24 protein-coding genes are annotated in these 22,459 nt (G+C 27.0%); 4 read left to right on the top strand and 20 right to left on the bottom strand.

Annotated features, from left to right (window positions below; all coding sequences use genetic code 11):
- Positions 1 to 3: 3 nt before the first annotated feature.
- The 6 genes from ACYUCG_RS03820 to citC are packed head-to-tail and all read right to left on the bottom strand — an operon-like array spanning position 4 to position 5,527.
- Entirely contained in the window at positions 4 to 1,149 is a 1,146-nt protein-coding gene (locus tag ACYUCG_RS03820; RefSeq protein ID WP_460268159.1) for an NAD(P)-dependent malic enzyme, read from the bottom strand.
- A gap of 40 nt (positions 1,150 to 1,189) precedes the next feature.
- Positions 1,190 to 1,702 carry a citrate lyase holo-[acyl-carrier protein] synthase gene (gene citX, locus ACYUCG_RS03815; protein ID WP_460268158.1) on the bottom strand — a complete coding sequence of 171 codons (513 nt, stop codon included), beginning with the start codon at positions 1,700 to 1,702 and terminating at the stop codon, positions 1,190 to 1,192.
- Positions 1,703 to 1,720: 18 nt separating this feature from the next.
- Positions 1,721 to 3,280, bottom strand: coding sequence for a citrate lyase subunit alpha (gene citF / locus ACYUCG_RS03810; RefSeq protein ID WP_460268157.1), 1,560 nt, complete (start codon positions 3,278 to 3,280; stop codon positions 1,721 to 1,723).
- A 3-nt stretch (positions 3,281 to 3,283) separates the two neighbouring features.
- Complete coding sequence (citE, locus tag ACYUCG_RS03805; protein ID WP_415319053.1) at positions 3,284 to 4,174, bottom strand: citrate (pro-3S)-lyase subunit beta; 891 nt, start codon at positions 4,172 to 4,174, stop codon at positions 3,284 to 3,286.
- Entirely contained in the window at positions 4,162 to 4,467 is a 306-nt protein-coding gene (gene citD / locus ACYUCG_RS03800) for a citrate lyase acyl carrier protein (protein ID WP_139933301.1), read from the bottom strand. The genes citE and citD overlap by 13 nt, the downstream gene beginning before the upstream one ends.
- 22 nt (positions 4,468 to 4,489) lie before the next feature.
- Entirely contained in the window at positions 4,490 to 5,527 is a 1,038-nt protein-coding gene (citC, locus tag ACYUCG_RS03795) for a [citrate (pro-3S)-lyase] ligase (protein WP_415319054.1), read from the bottom strand.
- 276 nt (positions 5,528 to 5,803) lie between these two features.
- On the opposite strand from citC, the gene citG reads away from it, so the two are divergent.
- Both citG and ACYUCG_RS03785 read left to right on the top strand, forming a co-directional pair.
- A complete protein-coding gene (gene citG / locus ACYUCG_RS03790; RefSeq protein ID WP_283681406.1) occupies positions 5,804 to 6,664 on the top strand; it encodes a triphosphoribosyl-dephospho-CoA synthase CitG in 861 nt (286 codons plus the stop codon).
- A 48-nt stretch (positions 6,665 to 6,712) separates the two neighbouring features.
- Positions 6,713 to 7,678, top strand: coding sequence for a sugar-binding transcriptional regulator (locus ACYUCG_RS03785; RefSeq protein ID WP_415319056.1), 966 nt, complete (start codon positions 6,713 to 6,715; stop codon positions 7,676 to 7,678).
- A gap of 127 nt (positions 7,679 to 7,805) precedes the next feature.
- Here ACYUCG_RS03785 and ACYUCG_RS03780 read toward each other — a convergent pair whose 3' ends face one another.
- The 11 genes from ACYUCG_RS03780 to ppcA all read right to left on the bottom strand — a co-directional run bounded on the left by ACYUCG_RS03780 (position 7,806) and on the right by ppcA (position 16,817).
- Complete coding sequence (locus ACYUCG_RS03780) at positions 7,806 to 8,141, bottom strand: hypothetical protein (RefSeq protein WP_003460454.1); 336 nt, start codon at positions 8,139 to 8,141, stop codon at positions 7,806 to 7,808.
- A 203-nt stretch (positions 8,142 to 8,344) separates the two neighbouring features.
- Positions 8,345 to 8,854 carry a hypothetical protein gene (locus tag ACYUCG_RS03775; RefSeq protein WP_415319057.1) on the bottom strand — a complete coding sequence of 170 codons (510 nt, stop codon included), beginning with the start codon at positions 8,852 to 8,854 and terminating at the stop codon, positions 8,345 to 8,347.
- A 297-nt stretch (positions 8,855 to 9,151) separates the two neighbouring features.
- The gene (locus ACYUCG_RS03770; protein ID WP_415319058.1) at positions 9,152 to 9,826 is read right to left on the bottom strand and encodes a hypothetical protein; all 675 of its coding nucleotides are present in this window, start codon (positions 9,824 to 9,826) and stop codon (positions 9,152 to 9,154) included.
- Between the two features lie 457 nt (positions 9,827 to 10,283).
- Positions 10,284 to 10,769: a hypothetical protein gene (locus ACYUCG_RS03765; RefSeq protein ID WP_415319060.1), complete on the bottom strand. Its 486-nt coding sequence runs from the start codon at positions 10,767 to 10,769 to the stop codon at positions 10,284 to 10,286.
- Between the two features lie 18 nt (positions 10,770 to 10,787).
- The gene (locus tag ACYUCG_RS03760; protein ID WP_415319061.1) at positions 10,788 to 11,663 is read right to left on the bottom strand and encodes a hypothetical protein; all 876 of its coding nucleotides are present in this window, start codon (positions 11,661 to 11,663) and stop codon (positions 10,788 to 10,790) included.
- Positions 11,664 to 11,719: 56 nt separating this feature from the next.
- Positions 11,720 to 12,514, bottom strand: coding sequence for a hypothetical protein (locus ACYUCG_RS03755; RefSeq protein WP_208343012.1), 795 nt, complete (start codon positions 12,512 to 12,514; stop codon positions 11,720 to 11,722).
- 129 nt (positions 12,515 to 12,643) lie between these two features.
- Complete coding sequence (locus ACYUCG_RS03750) at positions 12,644 to 12,829, bottom strand: hypothetical protein (RefSeq protein ID WP_415319062.1); 186 nt, start codon at positions 12,827 to 12,829, stop codon at positions 12,644 to 12,646.
- A 197-nt stretch (positions 12,830 to 13,026) separates the two neighbouring features.
- Entirely contained in the window at positions 13,027 to 13,161 is a 135-nt protein-coding gene (locus tag ACYUCG_RS03745; protein ID WP_279592669.1) for a hypothetical protein, read from the bottom strand.
- A 24-nt stretch (positions 13,162 to 13,185) separates the two neighbouring features.
- Positions 13,186 to 13,392, bottom strand: a complete 207-nt coding sequence (locus tag ACYUCG_RS03740) for a hypothetical protein (RefSeq protein ID WP_415319063.1) — start codon at positions 13,390 to 13,392, stop codon at positions 13,186 to 13,188.
- A gap of 638 nt (positions 13,393 to 14,030) precedes the next feature.
- Positions 14,031 to 15,047 (bottom strand): tyrosine-type recombinase/integrase, encoded by a 1,017-nt coding sequence (locus ACYUCG_RS03735; protein ID WP_415319064.1) that lies wholly within the window; start codon positions 15,045 to 15,047, stop codon positions 14,031 to 14,033.
- Positions 15,048 to 15,203: 156 nt separating this feature from the next.
- Complete coding sequence (gene ppcA / locus ACYUCG_RS03730; protein ID WP_011590671.1) at positions 15,204 to 16,817, bottom strand: phosphoenolpyruvate carboxylase; 1,614 nt, start codon at positions 16,815 to 16,817, stop codon at positions 15,204 to 15,206.
- Between the two features lie 304 nt (positions 16,818 to 17,121).
- On the opposite strand from ppcA, the gene ACYUCG_RS03725 reads away from it, so the two are divergent.
- Positions 17,122 to 18,417, top strand: coding sequence for an acetyl-CoA hydrolase/transferase family protein (locus ACYUCG_RS03725; protein ID WP_415319065.1), 1,296 nt, complete (start codon positions 17,122 to 17,124; stop codon positions 18,415 to 18,417).
- A 50-nt stretch (positions 18,418 to 18,467) separates the two neighbouring features.
- On the opposite strand, the gene miaB is transcribed toward ACYUCG_RS03725, so the two are convergent.
- Together miaB and ACYUCG_RS03715 are read right to left on the bottom strand one after the other, a co-directional pair.
- Positions 18,468 to 19,811 carry a tRNA (N6-isopentenyl adenosine(37)-C2)-methylthiotransferase MiaB gene (gene miaB, locus ACYUCG_RS03720; RefSeq protein ID WP_003449335.1) on the bottom strand — a complete coding sequence of 448 codons (1,344 nt, stop codon included), beginning with the start codon at positions 19,809 to 19,811 and terminating at the stop codon, positions 18,468 to 18,470.
- A gap of 184 nt (positions 19,812 to 19,995) precedes the next feature.
- A complete protein-coding gene (locus tag ACYUCG_RS03715; protein ID WP_060796961.1) occupies positions 19,996 to 20,979 on the bottom strand; it encodes a linear amide C-N hydrolase in 984 nt (327 codons plus the stop codon).
- Positions 20,980 to 21,339: 360 nt separating this feature from the next.
- Here ACYUCG_RS03715 and ACYUCG_RS03710 point away from each other — a divergent pair, with 360 nt between their 5' ends.
- Positions 21,340 to 21,732 carry a DUF5684 domain-containing protein gene (locus tag ACYUCG_RS03710; RefSeq protein ID WP_060796960.1) on the top strand — a complete coding sequence of 131 codons (393 nt, stop codon included), beginning with the start codon at positions 21,340 to 21,342 and terminating at the stop codon, positions 21,730 to 21,732.
- Positions 21,733 to 21,883: 151 nt separating this feature from the next.
- Here ACYUCG_RS03710 and ACYUCG_RS03705 read toward each other — a convergent pair whose 3' ends face one another.
- Entirely contained in the window at positions 21,884 to 22,408 is a 525-nt protein-coding gene (locus tag ACYUCG_RS03705; RefSeq protein WP_060796959.1) for a GNAT family N-acetyltransferase, read from the bottom strand.
- Positions 22,409 to 22,459 lie beyond the last annotated feature (51 nt).

Here is a 22,459-nt window from a genome sequence, read left to right as displayed (position 1 = left end):
TAACTACTTCTCAATATTTTTTACCACAGTTTCAGAAACAGACTTAACTATATCACCATCAAATACTCCAGGTATTATTTTTTCAGCAGTTGGATTTTCAACTAAGGAAGCTAATTTTTTACTAACTGCTATCATTACATCATAAGTTACATCAGTTGCCTTAGCTTCTAATAACCCTTTAAATAGTCCTGGGAAAACTAATATATTATTAATCTGATTTGGATAAGAAGGTCCACCTGTTGCAATAACCCTTGCACCAGCTTCCTTTGCAGTTTCAGGTTTTATCTCTGGTATTGGATTAGCCAAAGCGAATATTATAGGATCATCATTCATACTTTCTACCATTTCCTTAGTTACAAGATTTCCTTCTGATAAACCTATAAACACATCTCGTCCTTTAATTACCTCTTCTAAAGTTCCTTTTTTTAATTCTTTATTTGTTATTTTAGCCATTTCCTTTTGAGGAGCATTAAGAGTTTCATCCCCACTAACTAAAGCGCCATTTTTGTCAACTAATATAATGTCTTCTATTCCAGCCTTTAATAATAATTTTGCTGTTGCAATTCCTGAAGCTCCTGCACCTAAAATTAATACCTTTAATTTTGAAAAATCCTTATTAACTACTTTAGATGCATTATAAAGAGCCCCTAAAACAGCAATGGCAGTACCATGTTGGTCATCATGATAAACTGGAATGTTTAAAGTTTTTTTAAGCTCATCTTCTATATAAAAGCATTCTGGTGCCTTTATATCTTCAAGATGAATTCCACTAAAACTTGAAGATATATTTTTTATTGTTTTAATTAATTCATTGCATCCTATTTGATCAACGCATAATGGGATAGCGTTTACACCAGCTAGATCTTTATAAACTAAAGCTTTAGCCTCTACTATAGGATATCCTGCAAGGGTACCTATATTCCCAAGACCTAAAACCGCCGTACCATCTGTTATAACAGCTATTGAATTTCCAACAGAAGTTAGTGTTTTCACCATACTAGGATGATGCTCAACCTCTTTACAAATAGTTGATACTCCAGGAGTATATATTTGTGATAATTGTTCTCTATTATTTATATCAAAATTAGGGTTTATACTTATTAATCCATGAGCTAATTCTCTTTGTTTTAACAATTCGTCCTTAGTCATATTATTACCTCTTTTCAAACTATACCATATTTTATACTAATTAATTTTTACTGTTTTTATACTGAAGTATTTTTTCTTTTATACTTAAAATAAGTTCGTAAACTGAATGTTTCCTACTTCTGCCACAGGATACTGCATCTTCTCCACATAAAAAACATTTTCTTTTAGGCTCTCCTAAATCTTCCCTGCTTATTTTAGATAAGTCTTTATAGAATATATCTATATCAAATAGCCTTCCTAAAGGATGTTTTTCCTCTAAAGTTAAAGCTATTTTTTTTATTTCTTTTATATCCTTATCTGAAACAAAATAAGCTTCATATCCAGAAAGAGGAGATCTTTCTTTTAAAACATGTATATTTAATGAAGCCTCCAATGCCTTAGTGGCTTCATTAAATGCATAATAATAAAGTTCATCTAATTTATCTGGACCAGGAATATTTAATGTTAAACATATAATAGTTCCATGAAATCTTTCATTTAGTTTTTTTATTTCAAATGCTCTCTCTTCTCTACCTTTTAATATTTCCATCAAAAATTTATTCTTTTCGTTCATTTTTTATCCTCTTGATTTTTAATCCTCTTTAACCTTGTGTATAACATCTATTATTGAACCATCACGGTATTCAACAATTCCAACAACTCTATCTTCATATTTTATAGGTTCTGGAGTCCCTGTAATTTTCAAAGCTTTTTCATGGAGCTCTTCTATTGATAATATAGGAATATTTTTATTTGATTCTAATCTTTCTTTTAATTCTTTATTCTTAGAAAGCTTATCATTTATAGCAACACCACGTTCTGTTACAATGACATCTATTGATTCACCAGGGGTTATTACAGTATTAACCTTATCAACTACTGTTGGTATTCTACCACGAACTAAAGGAGAAACTATCATTGATAATTTAGCACCAGCAGCAGTATCTGAGTGTCCACCTGATGCCCCTCTTATATAACCATCAGAACCAGTTATAACATTTACGTTGAAGTTTTTATCCACTTCTAAAGCACTTAATATTACTATGTCTAATTTATTAGCAATACATCCTTTATTATGTGGATTTGCATAAAGAGAAGCATCTATTTCTACATGTTTATTATTTTTACCAATAGATTCAACAGCTTTTAAATCAAATCCTTGAACATCAAATAATGTTCCTATAAATCCTTCTTCATGTAAATCAACAAATTGTTTGCTTATTCCACCAAGGCCAAAGCTTGCCTTTATATTTTTTTCTTCCATTTTCTCTTTTAGGAAACGAGCAACTGCTAATGAAGCTCCACCTGTACCTGCTTGAATTGAAAAACCATCTTTTAAATATCCAGAAGCTTCAATTACCGCAGAAGCATATTTTGCTATTAATAACTCTTTAGGATCCTTTGTAAATCTTGTAGCCCCTGAAGCAATACCATTTGGATCACCTATTTCTTCAACTCCTACAATATAATCTACATCCTGTTGAGATATACTTGCTGGTACATTAGGATATGGCATCATAGTATCTGTAATAAGAACTACCTTATCTGCATATTTAGAATCTATAATAGCATATCCTAAAGAACCACATTGAGATTTTCCATGTATTCCGTTGGCATTTCCATATTCATCTGAACAAGGAACACCTAAAAAGGCTACATCTATCTTTGTATCACCAGCCTCAATTGCACGAGCACGTCCACCATGAGAACGGATAATTACTGGTTTTTTCATTATTCCTTTTGAAATTTCTTCTCCTAGTTTTCCACGAATACCACTTGTTTCTATTCCTGTTACTGTACCATCTTTTATATAATCTATTAAAAATTCATGAGCACTTGTTAAAGAACTTACACAAAGATTTAAATCCTTAATTCCAAGATTAGCAATTTCCTTCATAACCATACGAATAATATAATCTCCAGCACGGAAGTGATGATGAAAAGATATAGTCATACCATCTTTAAGTCCTGCTTTTTCTATAGATTCAGCTATAGATGATAACTTTTTATTTTTCCCGCAAAAAGTTGCTGTTATTTTTCTTCCTTGAATATTCCCCTTAGGTTCTAATGAGAATTCTCCTTTAAATTCTACAGTTTTTCTCTCTTTTAATATGTCATCTGGTATATTTATATTGATACTATTGATTCCCATAAATTACACTTCCTTTTCATATGATATTCCTGAAGCCTTAGCTAACATAAGAACTCTTTCTGCCCTTGCTATTACTGGCTTATCAATCATTTTTCCATTAAGAGATACAACGCCTGAGCCACGTTTTTCTGCTTCCTTAGCAGCTTCTATAATTTTTATTGCTTTAAGAATTTCTTTTTCAGTAGGTTCAAAAACTTTATGTAATAAGTCTATTTGTCTTGGGTTTATTAAGGATTTTCCATCAAAGCCTAGTTGTTTTATTAATGTTGCTTCCTTAATAAAGCCCTCTTCATTATTTACATCAGAATAAACTGTATCAAAAGCTGAAATTTTAGCTGCTCTTGAAGCTAATATTATATGACTACGTGCTGCAAAAAGTTCATTCCCTTCAGGAGATCTATTAGTTTTCATATCAGTTACAAAATCTTCAGCACCTAAGGCAATTCCCATTAAACGTTTTGAAGAGGTTGCTATTTCATAAGCGTTTAAAACACCTAAAGCTGATTCTATAGCAGCCATCATTTTAGTTGTTCCAATAGGAAGACCTATTTCTTCTTCTATAGATGCAATAACCTTTTCCATATCTAAAACATCTTGAGCAGTTTCAGTTTTAGGTAAACGTATAACATCTGGCTGTGCTCTTACAATTGCTTTTAAATCTTCAATACCAAAGTCTGAATCTAAAGCATTAACACGAACTACAGTTTCTGTATCTCCAAAATCCATAGAGGTTAAGGCATGATAAACTAATCTTCTTGCAGAATCTTTTTCTGCTATAGAAACTGAGTCTTCTAAGTCAAACATTACAGAATCAGCACCATATATAGTACAATCTTTTATCATAGCAGGCTTACTTCCAGGTACAAACATCATTGATCTTCTTAATCTTGGCATCTATAACTCCCCCAATCAAATTCATTTATTTCTGAAGCTCTACATATTGCTGCTTCTATACGCGCTTCAATAACACAATTTAAGGCGCCCTTATCATTTATCTCCATAACAACACTGTTAACTCCTAAGTTTTTTAAGGTTTCCTTTGCAACTCTTATAATTTCATTTCCAAATTGCTTTTTTACAGTACTTGTTAAATTAATTTCAATAGTGTTATCCCTTGAAGGCTCTACTGAAACTATACAATCACTTGATTCTAATGTTCCAGCTAAAGCTGGTTTTTTAATTTCCATATGAAACCCTCCAAAATATTTATTATTTTTTAATTATGTCTAATAAATAATCAAATGTTGTTTTAGGAACTAAACTCTCTACTTTTCCTAGATTTCCTTCTTTCAATAAGCTTCTTACATTAGAAGCTGAAATTGCTTGTCCATCTTCTTTTAATCTTTTAACTTCTATGACTTGTATATTATGTTTAGGAAGTATCTCTTTCATATATTGGTTATATTCATTGGTTAAATTTGAAAAAGGTTCTTCTCCTACATATCTGTATTTAATGTTTAATGCTTTTGATATATACTCACAAAATAAAGTTAAATCTAAATAAGCATGAGCTTTTGTAATATTTTTTTGTTCTTTTATAAAGTATGAAGGAAATGTGACACTTGAAATAATATATTTCCCTGCCTCATGTACCAAAACATTTTTTATATGTTTAGTTCCAAGTTTAACCATGTTAATTCTATCTTTAGTAGAAAATTCTGATTTATCTTCTGTTAATATAAATAAATGAACAACATCATTTTCCTTTGAAGCTTTTTCAATTAAATACTTATGACCCTTTGTAAATGGATTACAATTCATAACTATTGAAGCTACCTTTGCTCCTTGTAGATAAGATTCTTTTTGTAAATTACTTATATAAGTTCTAATTCCTGTTGATTTGTTTTCTAATAAAGAAACTAAATTAGGAATATTTATTAATTCGTGATAACCTAGACTTTCAAAAAGCTTTGAATTCTTTGGTTTTGTGTATATAAAAAGATGTGTTTCTCCATTTTCAAAAGCTTTTTCTGTTAATATTCTTAATATCTTTTCACTAATGCCTTTTTTTCTATAAGCATTTCTAATAGCAAAACATTTTAGTATATATCCATCTAAGGATCCAGTAGCTATAAGCTCTTTATTATTAAATACACAAACTGTAAAGTTAATACTTTCTACAAATCTCAAATTTTCTTTCTTTAAAAATTCTTCAACTTGAAATTTATATTTCTTATTTATTTGTGGATTAAAGGAAAAGAAAGTTAATTCCTCTTCAAAAGTATTTTCATAATTCCATTCTGACATTTCATATCTCCTTTTAACATTTGTTTATTTTTTAAACATTTGTTACTTACAATTTTATTTTACCACACTCTTTTTAAAGTACAATAGATTTTCTGTATTCACGAAAATTATAACGTTTTCACAACTTTTATTATATGATTTTACTTGATTATATAAAGATTTTATCAAAAATTATTATTTTGATAAAAATTTAGATTTTTTATTATTAATATTGATTTGTGTATTTTTATCATTTGTGATATATTTTTCATATGTTAAAGAAAAGGAGTGGTTATTTTGAATATTAACCAAGAGGTTTTCTTAGAAAAACTAAACAGTTTAATAATAAAATCCTTATTATATGAGGTAAGCTGTTACCCCTCCCCAGGATTAGTGTCTCCAATTTCAAATGGAGCACATAAGGATATGGATTACTACACTTTTTTAGATAGCATTTCAGTAATTGGTCCTAAGTTTAGAGAAATAGCAGAAATAAGTATGTCAGATATACTAGTAAGTGAATTATTAAATAAAATACGTCCAATTGGATTAAAAATAGAAGAAGCTATGTTTCATGTTACAAATAATATAAATACACATAAAGGTTTGATTTTCTTAATGGGTGTTATTTGTGCAGCAACATCAAAAGCATTTTATGAAGGTAAACCTTTTAAAGAAATAAGAAATTTAATAAAGGAAATGACAAGTGGTTTAGTTTCTAAGGAATTAAACTCAAAAACCAACAAGAAAAATGAAACTTATGGTGAAAAGATATTTAGGTTATATGGTATAACAGGAATAAGAGGAGAAGTTGAAAAAGGACTTCCAGCTGTGTTTGATTATAGTCTTCCTTTTTATATGAAGCATAAAAATTTAAAAACAAATGAAAGACTATATTTAACCTTATTATGTATAATGGCTAATTGTGAGGATTCTACACTTTTACATAGAAATGATATTTACGTTTTAGAAGAGGTTAAGAAAAGGTCTCAAGAAATACTTAATATGATACATTCTAAAGAACCTGAAATCATAGAAGAAAAAATATTTGAAATTGATAAGGAGTTTTCAGAAAGAGGCATAAGCCCTGGAGGCAGTGCAGATTTATTGGCAATAACTGTGTTTTTAGATGGAATAAAAAAATATTTTCCTTTATAATTAAATTAGCATTAACTTATAAATAATCTAAAACAGAGGTATGACAATATGAAATTTGAAGTAAATTTTGAAGATCAATATAATGAATTTTTAGCTAATATATCAAATATGTACTATAACGAAAATAAAACTCAGTCAGAAATAGCCAAAGAGTTTAATACCACTCGTTTTAAAGTAGCTAAATACTTACAAGAAGCTCGTGATAAAAATATAGTAAATATAGAAATAAATCATCCAGAAATAAGATTGTCCTCTCTTGAAAAAAAGTTTAAAGAACAATTTGGTTTAAAAGAAGCCATAATATTAAAAGTTAACAATAATGATGCATCAGAATATGCTCAAACTCTAGGTAAAACAGCAGCTGATTATATTCAAACAATACTTAATGATGATAGTATTGTAGGTCTTACCTGGGGAAAAACGCTATACCATGCAATAAAGAATATAAAGGCTTCAAAAAAACTACCAATAACAGTTGTTCAGCCTTTTGGTACATCTGGAAAGGGAAATATAAGTGTAGATACTCCAAGTTTAGTACATTTATTATCAGATAAATACGATTCAAATTATAGACTTTTATACGCTCCACTTTACATAATGGATGACATGGTAAGAAAAAATTTATCAATGGAATTAGTTATAAATCAATCCTTATTAAAGGCTAAAGAAATGGATATTCTCTTAACTGGATTAGGAACTCCTGAAGCCATATACTCTACACTTTTATGGAAAGAATCATTCTTGCAAGATGAATTTATAAAGCATCAAGCTGTTGGAGCTATATATGGTCGTCTTTACGATAAAGAGGGAAATTTCTTAGACACAAATTTAAACAATAAAGTCTTTGGTGTTGATTCAGCTACAATAAAAGCCATAGAAAATAAGGTTTGTATAGTCACTGGTAAATTTAAATCTGTTGCTATTTTAGGAGCTTTAAGAGGAAAATTAATAAACACTTTAATTACTGATGAATTAACTGCAACAAAAGTACTACATCTAAATAGTATTGAATAATAAAGCATATTTAATACTATAAAAGTTACTATCATAGTATTAAAATTTTAAAGAGGAAATAGTTTTGTTTTTCACACCAAACTATCTCCTCTTTAAAATTACCCCTTTTTTTATTAAATCTAATTTTTTATGAATCTGATACAAGTATATTTTCCTTTTCACTATCAATTCTAAATCTACATATTCCATGTCTCATTAAAGTAATTTCTTCAAGGCTAAACCCATCACTATACAATGAGGAATAATATTTCAATACTAAAAAATCTTTTTCTGGATTCTCTATGAAGTTTTTAAATTTTAAAAGCATATGATCTTCTAAATAAAAATCCTCTTCTTCTCCATCCATAAAAAATATATTAACATTTGTCACAGATTTAATATCATTATCTAAGTTATTTTCTTTTAAATACGAATCAATTGAAGTATAACCTTTTCTTTCTTTATTTTTACTAAATAACCCCATTATGCCTTCCCCCCATATAATGTTTACATAGAAATATTATAACATTTAATATTACTCTCTTATTCATTTTCTAATCTGTAATAAACAAAATTTTGTTTATTATCTTCTACAACTCCTAATTTTTCAGTTAAAAACTTTATTGATATAATTTTTCTTAAAGTTAATAATCCTCAAATATTTATTCTAAGGCAAGTAAAGTAGTATTAAAAATTTTTTCTAGTCAAAAGTTCTTTATATCCTAATTTATTTAAAATTTTTGCAAAATTAGATAAATCTTTTTTAAATGCTATTATAATTGGTTTCTTTTTACCTTTTAAATATATCTTAACAATATTATTTTTATAATCTAAATTAAAATAATCTATATCAGACTTTTTTATTAACTTAAAATTTCTATAAATATAATCGTTATTTATAGAGATAGATAAATTAAAAGCATATATTAAAAAATATAAAGCTGCTATATTAAAAAAATTAATTTTGTTTGTATAAAAAAATAATATTAATTGTAAAGTTGCAACTACTGTTAACTGTATAATTACAGATAAAAATTTAAATAATGTAAGCTTTTGTATATCCTTTTTTGTGTTTGGATTAATATAATAGGATTCATTAGAAAATAATCTCTTATAAATAAACAAATTCTTTATAAAAATACATGAAAAAGATATAAAAAGCACAAAGTTAAATAAGTTAATAGCGTTTGTTTTCATTTAATTCTCCCCGTTATATTAAAATCTCAATTTAATATTAACAAGTTATGTATATTATGTAAAGTTTATAACTATATACATGTTTTTAACAATGAATATTGTTTATTATTTTGTTTATTTGCTAAAACTTTAACATCATAAAATATAGCTACAACATGTGTTATATATAGTTCAATACTATTGTACTTATATGAAAGCTTAATTATGATTTCCGAAGTGTCTAGTTTTATTACAATGAATTTATTTTTAGGCATAAGAAAAGAGCATACACATAGATATACTCTCTATTATTTATAATTAAAATCTAAATACATCTATATCAAATAACTTATCTAAATCTTCATCACTTAGATCCTTTAATCTATTAGATTTTTTTATTTCACTCTTTTTACTTAACCATTTAATTTGTTGCTCTAATATATAAATATCTCTAGCATGACTATTTATAGTATTATTAAGAGATAAAATATAACTTTCATTATCTAAAACTTTATCACATAAAATAGAAACTACTTCTTTAAATCTTTCATCTTCTTGATTTTTTATAAATTTTCTAAGTTCATCATCATCGAACATTCTATTTAATACATAATCATTTACATATCTATAAGAAAACCTATGTCTATCTACTATTTTTCTACTAAACCTGTCTTCCATTTCTTTTTCATTATCTGTATCTATGCTAAGTATATCTTCCAACAAAACATATTTAACCCTATAAGAAGGAGAGATTTCATAATCCAGTACATCATTATAATCAAACTTCTGAAATGTTGTATGATGACTTTTTAAAACTCCATCTTGGAAATATAATATCATATTTTGATTTCCATTTAACGCTTTAGTTGTATGAATTAGAAATGCTTTATTTTCTTTATCTTCTGTTTTGTAAATAATATTATTTATAAAGTCTTTAACTGTTTTTTCTGAATGTTCTATTACATTACCATCATTTATTAATCTCAATATCATACATATTTCCCCTATTGATTATTTAAAGATTTCTATATTTCTCTCTTAAATTAGTTGAATTACACCTACGCCTACTACTTTTATTACTACTCTCTAACTCTTTAATCCGATTTTTTAAAACCTTATTCTCAGTCTTAAGCATTATATTTCCATTAACTATATGACAACAATTACACATAATACACCTACTATTTATTAACTTTATCTAATACATTATTTAAATGTTTCCTATTAATACGCCTTAGATTTTCAAATTGCATCTTTTCTATAATAAAACTGCCATCATCATCAAGTTTAGCTCTTATTCCTTTATCTACACTATTAAAAATCTCTTTAGAATAATATTGTTTTACATTTATTGTAATATATTTTACAAATTTTTTAAATATATGAATAAAATAAAAGTATATCAAATTAATGATATACTTTTCACTTAAATTCTTGTTTTTTAATTGCTTTATTCTTCCTTTATCTTTTTAGCTAAATTTCTTAATGCGTTAATGTTTATAAGATATTTTTCATTTCTTACTTTCCCATTCTCTTTTAACTTATATCTAACTATAAAGTTCATATAATCAACTTTCCCTTTACAATCTGTAGCATTAAATAAGTAACTTTCATAAACTTGTCCAATTGTAAATACTGGTATATCTTCTTTTAAAATATTTATATATTCAATCAAATTAGGCTTAACTATTTTTTCCATATTTTCAAGTTGCACCGAAAAATCATATAAATTATAATCTGAAATATTTTCTATGTATAAATTATAATAATTTAAATGTTCTTTTCCTTGAAGTTTGTTTAAATTAAATTTAATTTTAGGTCTGTTAACATCTCTATTTGTTTTCCAACTGAAAAACAAACCTCCTATTCCAGTAATAGCTCCAATTGTTCCTGTAATAACCCCTATCAAACTATTCATATCTGATATATTAGTCATTGCTATTCTCCCCTATATCTAGTTTTCTTCAATATCTATAAACATGTATAATCTTATTAACGAATCTACAATTAATATAGATTTTAAAGCATGTTCTTGAGTATTATAATTAATTAAACTTCCATGACATATACCATTTCTATTTGGAATGTTATATTTAGCACTTTTACTATCACAATATACATATTTTTTTATATAATCATTAAATAACATAGTTGTTACATGGAAATCTGAAACTCCATATATTCTATCTGCAATATGTTTTTCACTTTTTATATATTTTTCCTCTTGCTTTTGTTCCTTCTTAATTTTATTTATTTCTGCTTTTAACTCTGGAATTGAATTAAAATATTCTTCAGTCTCTTTGATTATACCTCCGTACTGACATGTAATCAATGAAACACAACCAGCAAAATAATTATTTTTATAACATTCTATCGCCTGTTTAAGTAGTTCAAATCTTTCTTTTTTAAGATAGGTATTTTTAAGCCATTCATTATATATAGAATCTATTCTTTCATGACTATAATGTTTAAAAATAATTGAATTAACTTTACTTATATTCTTTTCATTTACTTCACTTAAAATATTAACTATATCTTTCTTTTCATCTTTCGTTAAATCTAAACAGGGCATCCAACCTATTTCCTCTAACTTTATAAAACAATCATAATTAGTAAAATCTATATTTTGGATTGTTTCTCTTAATGTTGAAAGAAACTCTGAGATTATATTTGATATTTTACTTGTATCATAAAAAAACTCTATTGACCCTTCAAATAAAACAGCTATATCTTTAAAAAAATCTGTTTTTTTATTTAAAATTTCATTACACTCTTTAGCTAATTTACTTAACTCTTTTACTTCATTAGTTATCTCTTTAATAATAATCACCCCACTTTTATTACGCCATATTAATCCAATTTTTAATCATATTTATTTTCATATACTTAATCTTTTAACAATAAATATTTTTCAATTTCTTGCATATATTCTATTGCAAAATTAATTTCATTCATACTTAATAGATTTATCACATTTAATGAATTAAAAAATCCATACTCTATACCAGCTATTTCTTTATTGTATTTAACAAACTCATCCATAGTACAAACTTTATTATTTTTACTATCTATAAACATTTTTGTACTATTATCAAAATAAAAATCAAAATGTCCAATTTTATTTCTAATAAAACGATTTATAGAGTTTCTTAAAAATGGCAATTCATTCATCTTTTTTAACTTATTCAATTTTTCACATAGGGTTGATCTTTTATCTTGCTCTGAATATTTCTTTTCATTTATATTAGATATATCCATTAAAATATTTATCTTTTTATTCACGCTTTCAACTATATCTAAATATCTTTTTTTACATATATTAATAATATCATTTTTATCTATATCATCTTTAAAATTTTCTAATTTTCTATTCAAAGTAATTGATTGCAACTGTATTTCTTGATTAGTTTTCATAAGTAAAAATTCATTTTTATTAATTATTTCTACCAACTTATCAGGGTTTTCTTTCATATTTTCTAAAAAGAAACTTACCAACTCACTTGTTGTTTTTAATACATTATAAGTCATATAAGTATCTTTTTCTATAAACTCTTTTAATCCGTCCATTAAATCTTTTTTATATCTTTCTTTATCATTTAAATAATTATATTCTTCAATCCCATAATATTTATTAATTAAATCATATTCCCGTTGTAAACCTAATTTATCATAAATACCCATTTTATATCCTCCTATTTATACACTTAATTCTACTATTTAATTATATCAAAGACCTCTGTTATTTTGTCAATATTATCTAATATACCTATACATATTTATACATTAAAACTTCTATATAAATTATATTTTTTAAATTTCATCTCCCTCAAAACTTACTTTATTTGAAGAATATCCAATATCACACAATTCTTCTATATTAAAAGTTCTTACATTTGGAAATCCACTTTTGCAGTAACCCTCTATAAAAGTAAACTCTATATCAAAATCTTCTAAATTTCTATCTTGTATTATTTTCACTAATTCTCTACCTTTCATTACTCAATCTCCTTCTATATTCAATAATTAAATCTCTACAATATCACAATGTTCTTCATTTAAAATTCTTCTCAATTCATTTGTTGATATATTTAATTTAGATGACACCCTATCTAATATATCTGCTTTTATATATTGACAGCCATATGGAGGTGCTTTAGGTATTGAACAATTACCTGTATCGTATCCAAACTCATCTACTCCACCAAATACACCTTTTTTACATTTATAAACTGTAACACCATCTCTACCATCATTACCAAAAGTCTACCTTTAGTTAAAAACGGACAATCTCCACAGTTTGTTATTTCAAAATCTATTGATACTTTCATTTTAAATACCTCTTAATATTTTAATTAATTCTCTTTAAGTGATTCATCTATTATTTCTATATCCTCATAATTCCACTTACAAGGAATTATACCTATATCTTTTTGTTGTAAATAATTTATACCATTAATTATTTCCTCAAATTCTTTACATTTTTCATTATTGTTACATTTCGTACAGTCAATACTTAATTTTTCACAAGCATGTTTTAAATATAATATTTTACTCTTCATTTTTGATCTCCTTTTAACATGTAATATTAACTATTCTATTTAAATCGAATATTTTATTAATTATAAACTTGACTTTTAAGTGCCAGAGGCTTATAAATCCTTAGGGGAGCTGAGTGAAGGCAGAGTTGTTCCCTATACACAACATAAAAAAATTATGAAGTGCATAAGGAACTCTCAACTATAAATCCTCTTTTTCGCATCGTTTCAGTTGCCCTTATTAGTTAAGTATCATCAAACGTTATAAAGCTTGTCCTATAACTTCTGATACAGTTTCCCCACTCTTTAGAGTGCCAAACTACCACCGTGCCTTTTGTTTTTGGATATTGGTAGACACACACCTAAGCGTATATTATAACCATGACTCTAGCTATATCAATAAGGGTAAAATATAGTTAGTATAATATACTGTTGATTTTATTGCATCGGCTCAACTAACCTATCTTATTATTTAAACTTGCAAGAAAGCTTATACAAGTAACCTACACTAAAAAAGGGTATAGGAAATAAAACTTGCAAATCCTCATTTTTTTGAGATAATACTAATTAAGTGATTGGTATATCCTAATGTGAGGATATGCAAAGTTTTATTTAACAATATTAAGTTGTAATAAGAGCTATGTGGTGTGGCTCTTATTTTTTTACCAATTTTTCTTATTCATATTTTCTAGTGGAGAAAACTTTAAGTAATTTTTTCTAATATCTGATGTCGTTAAATCCAAATATGCTTGTTCTGTTACTCTAACTGAGCTATGCCCTAATAATTTAGATAAGGTATAAATATCTCCTCCACTCATTAAGAACCTTTTTGCAAAGTTATTCCTTAATGTATGCGGTGTTATTTTTTTATCTATTTTAGCTCTCTTTAAATAATTTCTCATATGTTTTTCAAATGAATGTATTTGATATTGTCCTCCTCTATTAGTAACGAAAAGATACTCACTTCCAACGTATCTATCTTTATATATAAGCCATTTTTCTAATGTTCTTTGCATTATATTACTAAAGAACACGTACCTATCTTTTCTTCCTTTAGCTATTTCAGCCGATATAAATATAGTTTTATTTTTAATATCTAAATCTTCTTCTTTAAGCTCTAAACATTCTCCAACTCTCATGCCAGTATCTAAAAGTAATTGTATAAGAACATAATCTCTATATTCTGAGAATAATGTTAAATCTAAACTTTGTAATAACTTATTAAACTCATCTATTGTTACTTCTTGTTTAGGGTTTCTACTAAATTTAATTCTTTTTATTTTGTTAGTGGGATTTTGTTTTAAATATTTATTATCCACACACCACTTAAAAAACATCTTTATAGTACCTACATAACTATCTAAAGTGCATAAAGAAATTGGTTGCCCGAAATCACCTCTGTTCTGTGGTGAATTTATATCTAAATTATTTTCATTACTTACATAGCTATATTTACCTCTTTCTTTAGTGAATTTTATATAATTTCTTATGTGTTCTTCTTTAACATCTTCTACGTAAATCAACTTATAATCATCTTCTAAGAACTTAAATAATAATCTTAGGCTTCTTTCATAAAGTCTTATACTGCTTCTTCTTAAATCTCTATATTTACAATCTGTCATAAAATCATCTAATATATCTAATAATTCATGTTTCTTTTTATTAAGAGTTCTTGCCATAACAAAAAAACACCTCCTGTTAATCTAATCAATTAACAAAAGATGTTTTTGTAACTTTTTAATTCATGTTTATTGGCTTCAAAGCATATTAATGGGCATTTTTGTTATAGTATAATTATATAAATTATACTATATCCAATTTACACCAAATATATTTTAGCCTATACTTCCTCTTACTTTACCCATTCTTACTATCCACTCATTTAGGATTTTAAGTTCTTCTGTGCTGTTACGCATTACATTTTCCTCAAGTCCCATTAAGTGCATAATTATTGGTTTTGTAGTTTTAAGTAAAGTATGGTAGAATTCATTTTCGTTTAAGAAGTCATAATCTAATCCAAGGTTAAGAATTTCATTTACATATTTCATGTCTTCTTTATATTCTTGTCTAGCCTCTTCATCTATTATCTTCTTAGAAACTCCTCCATTTGCAAATCTAGCAGCAAATGCTAAGTCTTTTCTTAAGATTGGGTATATTTCTAAAAGTTTATCTATACCTTCTTGACCATACTTAGTTTTTATTTCATTTAATGCTCTGCCCATTCCCATAAGTTCTGGTGGCATTCCTAATGTGTACATAGCTCCAGTAAATGATATAGCTCTTGGAACTGCATATTCTTTTGAGTTATCTATGCTAAGAATTTCTTGTTTTAATACTTCATCCTTAACTAAATCTGCTACGTTGTCTAAGTTTGCTACTTCTCTATTATATTCTAATCCAGTTTTAGCTTTTGTTAATCTATCTCTATTCTTAGGAATAAAGTCAGATACAAATGAAACTGTATCTATTACCTTTAAGAATGTTTGAAGATAATGTTTTGAACAGATTCCTATGAATTCTTTCATTAAATCTTTATCTTCTTCACTGAAATTTCTAGGTTTTGATTCTGCAATTTTTGCTTTTAATTCATTAACTGCATGTTTAGTCGCTTCTTCACCATGATCATATCTTAAGGCAGATTGGAAGGTGAAAGTTTTAATTCCACTATATGTAGCAAGAATTTCATCTATGTTTTCTTCTGAGAAATGTCCTCTAAATGGAAGTGATCCACAGCCTAAAATTGGGCTTATAGTTACACCATGTTTTTCTCCCCATTTATAAGCTCCATCAACTGCCATAAGAACTGATAAAACTCCTGAAATTAATCCATATGACATAGCTGTATCAGATCTTGCTATCATTATTCTAAGATCTTTTAAAACATGTCCTTTACTCTTTTCTATTTCGTAATGTTCATCTAATATTCTATCTATATTTGCTAGTGCAGGTACATCCTCAACTAAAGGTATTATTCTAACACTATTTAAATCTAATTTAGTTTTGTAGTTTTTATTCCCCATATCAACTACTGAGTTAACTCTATCTTGAAACTCTGAAATTTCTTTTCCAGTTTCAATCATAGGAACAACAACCTCTGATATTGCTGGAATTCCAGTTAATTCTTTTGATTGAACATTTGTTTCAATTATAGACATTATACTCATAAGTTGTCTAAATACTGATTCTTTATTTGCATTAGGTATTCTAGGAGTTACCCTAACGTCTTTTCCTGGAATTATACCATTTGAAATTAATCCTAATGCTATTTGTGATGTTTGATGGTAAGGTGTTAACTTTCCTTCAAAATCTATCATAACTTCTTCTATTCCTAAACCACCTTTATCTTGTGGTGTTAATCCTTTTATCGCTTCTGCTGGTTCTTGTTGTATTGAAATATAAGTTTCCACATTATCCGGATGTTGAGTCATCATGGAACAAGGTATCTTCATAATAAGCCCCCCTTTTTTTGATTACAAAATGAAATTTACAAGTTAATTATATTGCAACAATATATTAAAATCAAGTGTTTTTAAAATAAAAATGCAATTTTTTTAAAAAACTACTTGCATTTTAAAGTTGCAAGAAAAGCTTCATAGATAAATTTAACAAAAAAAATATTTTTATTATAACAAACTTTAATTTACTATCAATTGATTATTATTCGTAATATTAAATTATTTAAAGCTTATAAATTATATTATTCCCAAATAAATCATATTAATTTATTAGAAGCTATCTTTTTTAGGAGGCAATATGAACTGGGAGGAACTTTATAACTCAAAAAAAGTTACTGCTAGAGAAGCTATAAGCAAAATACACTCTAATTCAAGAATAGTCACAGGTCACGCAGTTGCTGAGCCTAAAATTTTATTAGATGAACTTGTTCTTAATTACAAAAATTTTCAAAACTTAGAGATACTTCACTTAGTTTCTTTAGGAAAAGGAGATTATGCAAAAAAAGAGATGCAAGGTCATATAAAACACAATGCTCTATTTGTTAATGCAAATACTAGAAAGGCTGTGCAATCTGGATTAGCTGACTATACTCCAACATTCTTTTTTGAAATACCTAGATTATTTAAGAAGGATTACTTGCAAATTGATGTTTGTATGCTTCAACTTTCTCCACCTGACAAGCATGGATATTGTAGTTATGGAACATCCTGCGATTATACAAAGGCTGCTTCTGAGTGTGCTAAGCTTGTTATTGCAGAAATAAATCCTAATATGCCAAGGGTTTTAGGTGATAATTTCATCCATATATCTAATATTGATTATATTGTTGAAGTTGATTATCCACTTCCAGAGTTAAAGTCAAAGCCTATAAATGACGTAGAAAAGGCAATTGGCGAAAATTGTGCTAAGTTAATAGAGAATGGATCTACCTTGCAACTTGGTATTGGTTCAATACCTGATGCTGTTTTAATGTTCTTACATGATAAAAAAGATTTAGGAATTCATTCAGAAATGGTATCAGATGGTATTGTAGATTTATTTAACGAAGGAATTATAAATAACAAGCAAAAAAGCCTTCACCAAAATAAAATAGTTCTTACTTTTATGATGGGTACTAAAAAGCTTTATAATTTTGTAAATGATAATCCAGTTATAGAAATGCATCCTGTTGATTATGTTAACCATCCTGTTGTAGTTTCTAAGAATAATAAAATGGTTTCTATTAACTCCTGTCTACAGGTAGATTTATTTGGACAAGTTAATTCTGAGTCCATAGATGGAAAACAATTTAGTGGCGTAGGAGGACAAGTTGACTATGTTAGAGGTGCTGGTATGTCAAAAGATGGAAAGTCAATAATAGCAATGCCTTCCACTGCATCTAAAGGTGCTATATCTAGGATAGTGCCTAAATTAGATTCTGGAGCATCAGTAACAACCTCTAGAAATGATATTCATTATATTGTTACTGAGTATGGAATTGCAGATCTAAGAGGAAAAACTTTAAAAGAGCGTGCCAAGGCACTTATAAGTATAGCTCATCCTAAGTTTAGAAATGAATTAGAGGATTATTACAAGAACTATTTTAATTTATAAAAATTAAGTGGGATGTATCAAGATAGCTTTTGATATATCCCACTTTTTAATTATTCTACTATTTCACCGATTAATGAGAATGGTTGTGCTCTAACTATTTTTAAGTTAACTAATTCACCTACTAGTTTTTCATCACCAGCAAAGTTAACTAATTTACCATTTCTAGTTCTTCCAGTTAATTTAGTTTCATCATTCTTACTTGGCCCTTCAACAAGAACTTCAACTACCTTACCTTCATATTCTTTATTCTTTATTACAACCTTTTTATTTATAGCCTCAACTAATCTATTGAATCTATCATGCTTTATGTCATCTGGAATTTGATTTTCCATTTTGTCAGCAGGAGTATGATTTCTTCTTGAATAGATAAATGTAAATGCTGAGTCATATCCAACTTCTTCACAAAGACTTAATGTATCTAAGAAGTCCTCTTCAGTTTCTCCTGGGAATCCAATGATTATATCAGTTGTTAAAGTAACATCTGGTATTTCAGATTTTATTTTTTTAACTAAATCTAAGTAGTACTCTCTGTCATAGTGTCTATTCATCTCTTTTAATATTCTTGATGATCCACTTTGAACTGGTAAGTGAACTTGCTCACAAAGCTTATCACATTCTTTTATAGCCATGATAACATCATCACTTAAATCCTTAGGATGAGAAGTCATAAATCTAACTCTCTCTAACCCCTTAACTTCATTAACTTTTCTTAAAAGACCAGCAAAGTCTATATCTTCTTCTAAGCCTTTTCCGTATGAGTTTACGTTTTGTCCTAATAAAGTTATTTCTTTATATCCTTGAGATACTAATTCTTCTATTTCTTTTATAATGTCCTCAGATTTTCTACTTCTTTCTCTTCCTCTAACATAAGGAACTATACAGTATGTACAGAAGTTGTTACATCCATACATGATAGTAACGAATGCTTTAACATCACTCTTTCTATCTATAGGTAATCCTTCAACGATTCCTTCTTCTTTATTTAATATTTCCTTAACTTGAACTCCTTCTTGAAGTACTCTATGTAAGTATTCAGGGAATTTATGGGCATTATGTGTTCCAAATATTATGTCAACATAAGGGAAAGTTTTTAAGACTTTGTCTGCCATACCTACTTGTTGCATCATACATCCACAAATTGCTATTACTAAGTTAGGATTTTTCTTTTTTAATTGCTTAAGTTGTCCAAGATTACCGAAAACCTTATTTTCAGCATTTTCTCTTACACAACATGTATTAAAGATTATAATAGAAGCCTCTTCTTTATTTTCAGTTCTTTCATATCCTTGAGATTTTAACATCCCTGATAATTTTTCTGAATCTTCTTCATTCATTTGGCATCCGTATGTAGAAATACAGAAGAGTTTTTTATCCATGTTATTTTCTAATGTCATGTCATTTCCTCCAATTTAAATTGTTATCTGTTGTATTATAGCATAAAATTTCTTTTTATTAAAAGATAGAATTTTTAAATCTTGTTATATAAAGCAAAAAGATTAAATTACTTCTAACAATAAACTGAATTTAAAATAAAAAAGTCTTATTTCTAAGACTTTTTTATTATTATGTAAAAATTCTTTATTTAACTAAATAAGTTACTAATTCATCTTTTTTAACATTTTCTAAAGAGAATTCCATTGTATCTATATGATTAAAAATACGTAAATATAACTTACCTAAGTTTTGATCATATGCACACATATAACTTGAAAAATCTGAGTCTTTTTTTTCTTCATAAAAACGTTCAACATCCTTTGGAACCCAAACAGAATTTAAAATGCTAAATAAACGTGCTGGAGCTTCTTCATCACTAATGTCCCCTATAAGATTTCTTAAATATGCTGCACGTACAAATCTTGATGGTGAAGTGTAATCTCCAGGTAATCCAAGCATACCTGTACCATTTGAAATTGGTGTAATAACTGTTTTACTATTTAAATTATTTTGTTGCTTATTAAATCCTTGAACTTGAATATAATTTGCCAAATTAGTCATGTGCCAATCAAATGTTGGATCATTAGCCATTACCCCTACAGTATTATCAAAAACACGAAAATGTCCATGGTTTGTTGGTTCTAATACAACTGATTCTCCCATTTTATCTGTGAAAGTATAATGTGCAGTAATAGGATTTCCTTTTCCAAGTTCTCCTAATGAAGGAATATCATCAGATGTTACTACAACTTTTGATATGTTATTTTTTATATCACTAACACTTTCAAAATTGCTTAAAATCCAAGTAACTATTTCTCCACTATTAATAGCTATAAGTCCTTGATTTTCTATATTTTCTTTCTTATCCCATGTACATGCCTTTAAAAACAAAAGACCTCCAGCAAGCCCCTTTTCATTAACTCCATCAAAAAACAGAGTAGATCCTGACAAATTTATACCTAAAAAGGCGTATTTAGTTTTCCAGGGTTTACTTTGAGTTTCTAAAGTAAAATTTTTAGGAACAATTGTTACTTTTGAATCAACATCAAATGGATTAAATGATGTATCCAAAGTTCTTCCCCAATAAAAATTATTCTTAATACTTGAAATATGTATGTGAGTACACATTTAGATCATCTCCTAAAAAATAATTTTAAATTATGTTTTTAGAGTATACCTACACATATTTATTGTCAATTTCAACTTAATGTATATGTGGACACTAAAAAGAAGAAATTCTTTAATTCTTTTATAATATATACATTAATAAATAATTTTTTTTATTAAACATATAGTATTTTTCTATTTTTATCAATTTAAAGTAACTTAAATAAATACTTATAATTTTATTGCTTTAGTAGCTATATAACTTGAAATATGTTTATCTAATAAGACTTTTTTCATATAATTAATACCATCTTGTTGTTAGCTATTTTTAAATTTTTTATAAACTTTATGATATAATTAAAACAAAGGAGGGAAACTATTATGTATTTTCAAGAATTATACGATTCAAGCAATATTAGTATTTTAGTTGCATTTATATTCTACTTAATAAGAATTTACCCAAGTTATGTTATGGCTAAGAAAGCTAACTTAAAACATTCATGGATGATGTTCTTTCCTATACTTGGAGAATTTCAGATGTTACATTTAGCAGGATTATCTTATTTATATTTTATACTTTATTTAATACCAGTTGCTAGATTTATACTTTTTGTAATTGTATTTTATAGAATACTTAGAAATTTTGGATTTGGACTATTTATGACTATATTAGGAATCATATTCTCCTTTATAGCCTTCTTAACCTTCTGGTATATTGTCCTAACTGATAGAGAGTTTGTAGGAGATATCCCACGTGAGTATCAAGAATTTTAAAAATATTATTTTTTAAGTTTAAGTTTATTTTTATAAATTACTTAAACCAAAGTAAGTAAAAAACTAGAGTAGGAAAGTTATCTTCTCTAGTTTTTTTCTTATATTCTATTGTTTTAATATATAATAATTTATATATTAAATTTCAATTTAATTATTTTAAATCAATCCAGTATCTACAGGTGATTCTCTCTCCTTCTAAAACCTCATTTTCTAATACTCCACCTTGTGAAAGAATAGTTTTCATTGAAGGAATGTTATCTTTAGAACAAGTCAATAATACTCTATTTATGTTTAATTCTTTACACTTTTCTAAAGCTAATTCTAACATCTTTTTAGCATATCCTTTTTTGCGTTCTGATTTTCTAACACTATATCCAATATGCCCTCCAAACTTTTCTAAATAATTATTTAAGAAGTGACGAATATCTATCATTCCAACAATCCTATTATCAGATTCCCTTATAGCCATGTAAGTTGATGAAGGAACAAAACCACCTCTTACAGTACTAATATGAGAATTATCCTTTAATATTTGTATCCACTCCTCAAAAGATTCTATCTTTCCTAATTCAGCACACCCATCCATACTATCACCATTTAATATGAATTCTTTCTTGTATTCTTCTATTTCATTTTTAAAATTTAGATTAGGTAAAATTAATTTAATTTTCTCCATTATTAATGCCCCCTTACATTTTATTAATAATCTATTATAAACACGTTTCTT

It is taken from the genome of Clostridium sp. CTA-17, assembly GCF_054767895.1.
This window is presented reverse-complemented; position numbering and strand designations above follow the sequence as displayed.

Coding starts and splice junctions, on each gene's coding strand:
- ACYUCG_RS03820 (WP_460268159.1), bottom strand. CDS start 1,149: ATGACTAAGGACGAATTGTTAAAACAAAGAGAATTAGCTCATGGATTA.
- citX (WP_460268158.1), bottom strand. CDS start 1,702: ATGAACGAAAAGAATAAATTTTTGATGGAAATATTAAAAGGTAGAGAA.
- citF (WP_460268157.1), bottom strand. CDS start 3,280: ATGGGAATCAATAGTATCAATATAAATATACCAGATGACATATTAAAA.
- citE (WP_415319053.1), bottom strand. CDS start 4,174: ATGCCAAGATTAAGAAGATCAATGATGTTTGTACCTGGAAGTAAGCCT.
- citD (WP_139933301.1), bottom strand. CDS start 4,467: ATGGAAATTAAAAAACCAGCTTTAGCTGGAACATTAGAATCAAGTGAT.
- citC (WP_415319054.1), bottom strand. CDS start 5,527: ATGTCAGAATGGAATTATGAAAATACTTTTGAAGAGGAATTAACTTTC.
- ACYUCG_RS03785 (WP_415319056.1), top strand. CDS start 6,713: ATGAAATTTGAAGTAAATTTTGAAGATCAATATAATGAATTTTTAGCT.
- ACYUCG_RS03780 (WP_003460454.1), bottom strand. CDS start 8,141: ATGGGGTTATTTAGTAAAAATAAAGAAAGAAAAGGTTATACTTCAATT.
- ACYUCG_RS03775 (WP_415319057.1), bottom strand. CDS start 8,854: ATGAAAACAAACGCTATTAACTTATTTAACTTTGTGCTTTTTATATCT.
- ACYUCG_RS03770 (WP_415319058.1), bottom strand. CDS start 9,826: ATGATATTGAGATTAATAAATGATGGTAATGTAATAGAACATTCAGAA.
- ACYUCG_RS03765 (WP_415319060.1), bottom strand. CDS start 10,769: ATGACTAATATATCAGATATGAATAGTTTGATAGGGGTTATTACAGGA.
- ACYUCG_RS03755 (WP_208343012.1), bottom strand. CDS start 12,514: ATGGGTATTTATGATAAATTAGGTTTACAACGGGAATATGATTTAATT.
- ACYUCG_RS03750 (WP_415319062.1), bottom strand. CDS start 12,829: ATGAAAGGTAGAGAATTAGTGAAAATAATACAAGATAGAAATTTAGAA.
- ACYUCG_RS03745 (WP_279592669.1), bottom strand. CDS start 13,161: ATGAAAGTATCAATAGATTTTGAAATAACAAACTGTGGAGATTGTCCG.
- ACYUCG_RS03740 (WP_415319063.1), bottom strand. CDS start 13,392: ATGAAGAGTAAAATATTATATTTAAAACATGCTTGTGAAAAATTAAGT.
- ACYUCG_RS03735 (WP_415319064.1), bottom strand. CDS start 15,047: ATGGCAAGAACTCTTAATAAAAAGAAACATGAATTATTAGATATATTA.
- ppcA (WP_011590671.1), bottom strand. CDS start 16,817: ATGAAGATACCTTGTTCCATGATGACTCAACATCCGGATAATGTGGAA.
- ACYUCG_RS03725 (WP_415319065.1), top strand. CDS start 17,122: ATGAACTGGGAGGAACTTTATAACTCAAAAAAAGTTACTGCTAGAGAA.
- miaB (WP_003449335.1), bottom strand. CDS start 19,811: ATGACATTAGAAAATAACATGGATAAAAAACTCTTCTGTATTTCTACA.
- ACYUCG_RS03715 (WP_060796961.1), bottom strand. CDS start 20,979: ATGTGTACTCACATACATATTTCAAGTATTAAGAATAATTTTTATTGG.
- ACYUCG_RS03710 (WP_060796960.1), top strand. CDS start 21,340: ATGTATTTTCAAGAATTATACGATTCAAGCAATATTAGTATTTTAGTT.
- ACYUCG_RS03705 (WP_060796959.1), bottom strand. CDS start 22,408: ATGGAGAAAATTAAATTAATTTTACCTAATCTAAATTTTAAAAATGAA.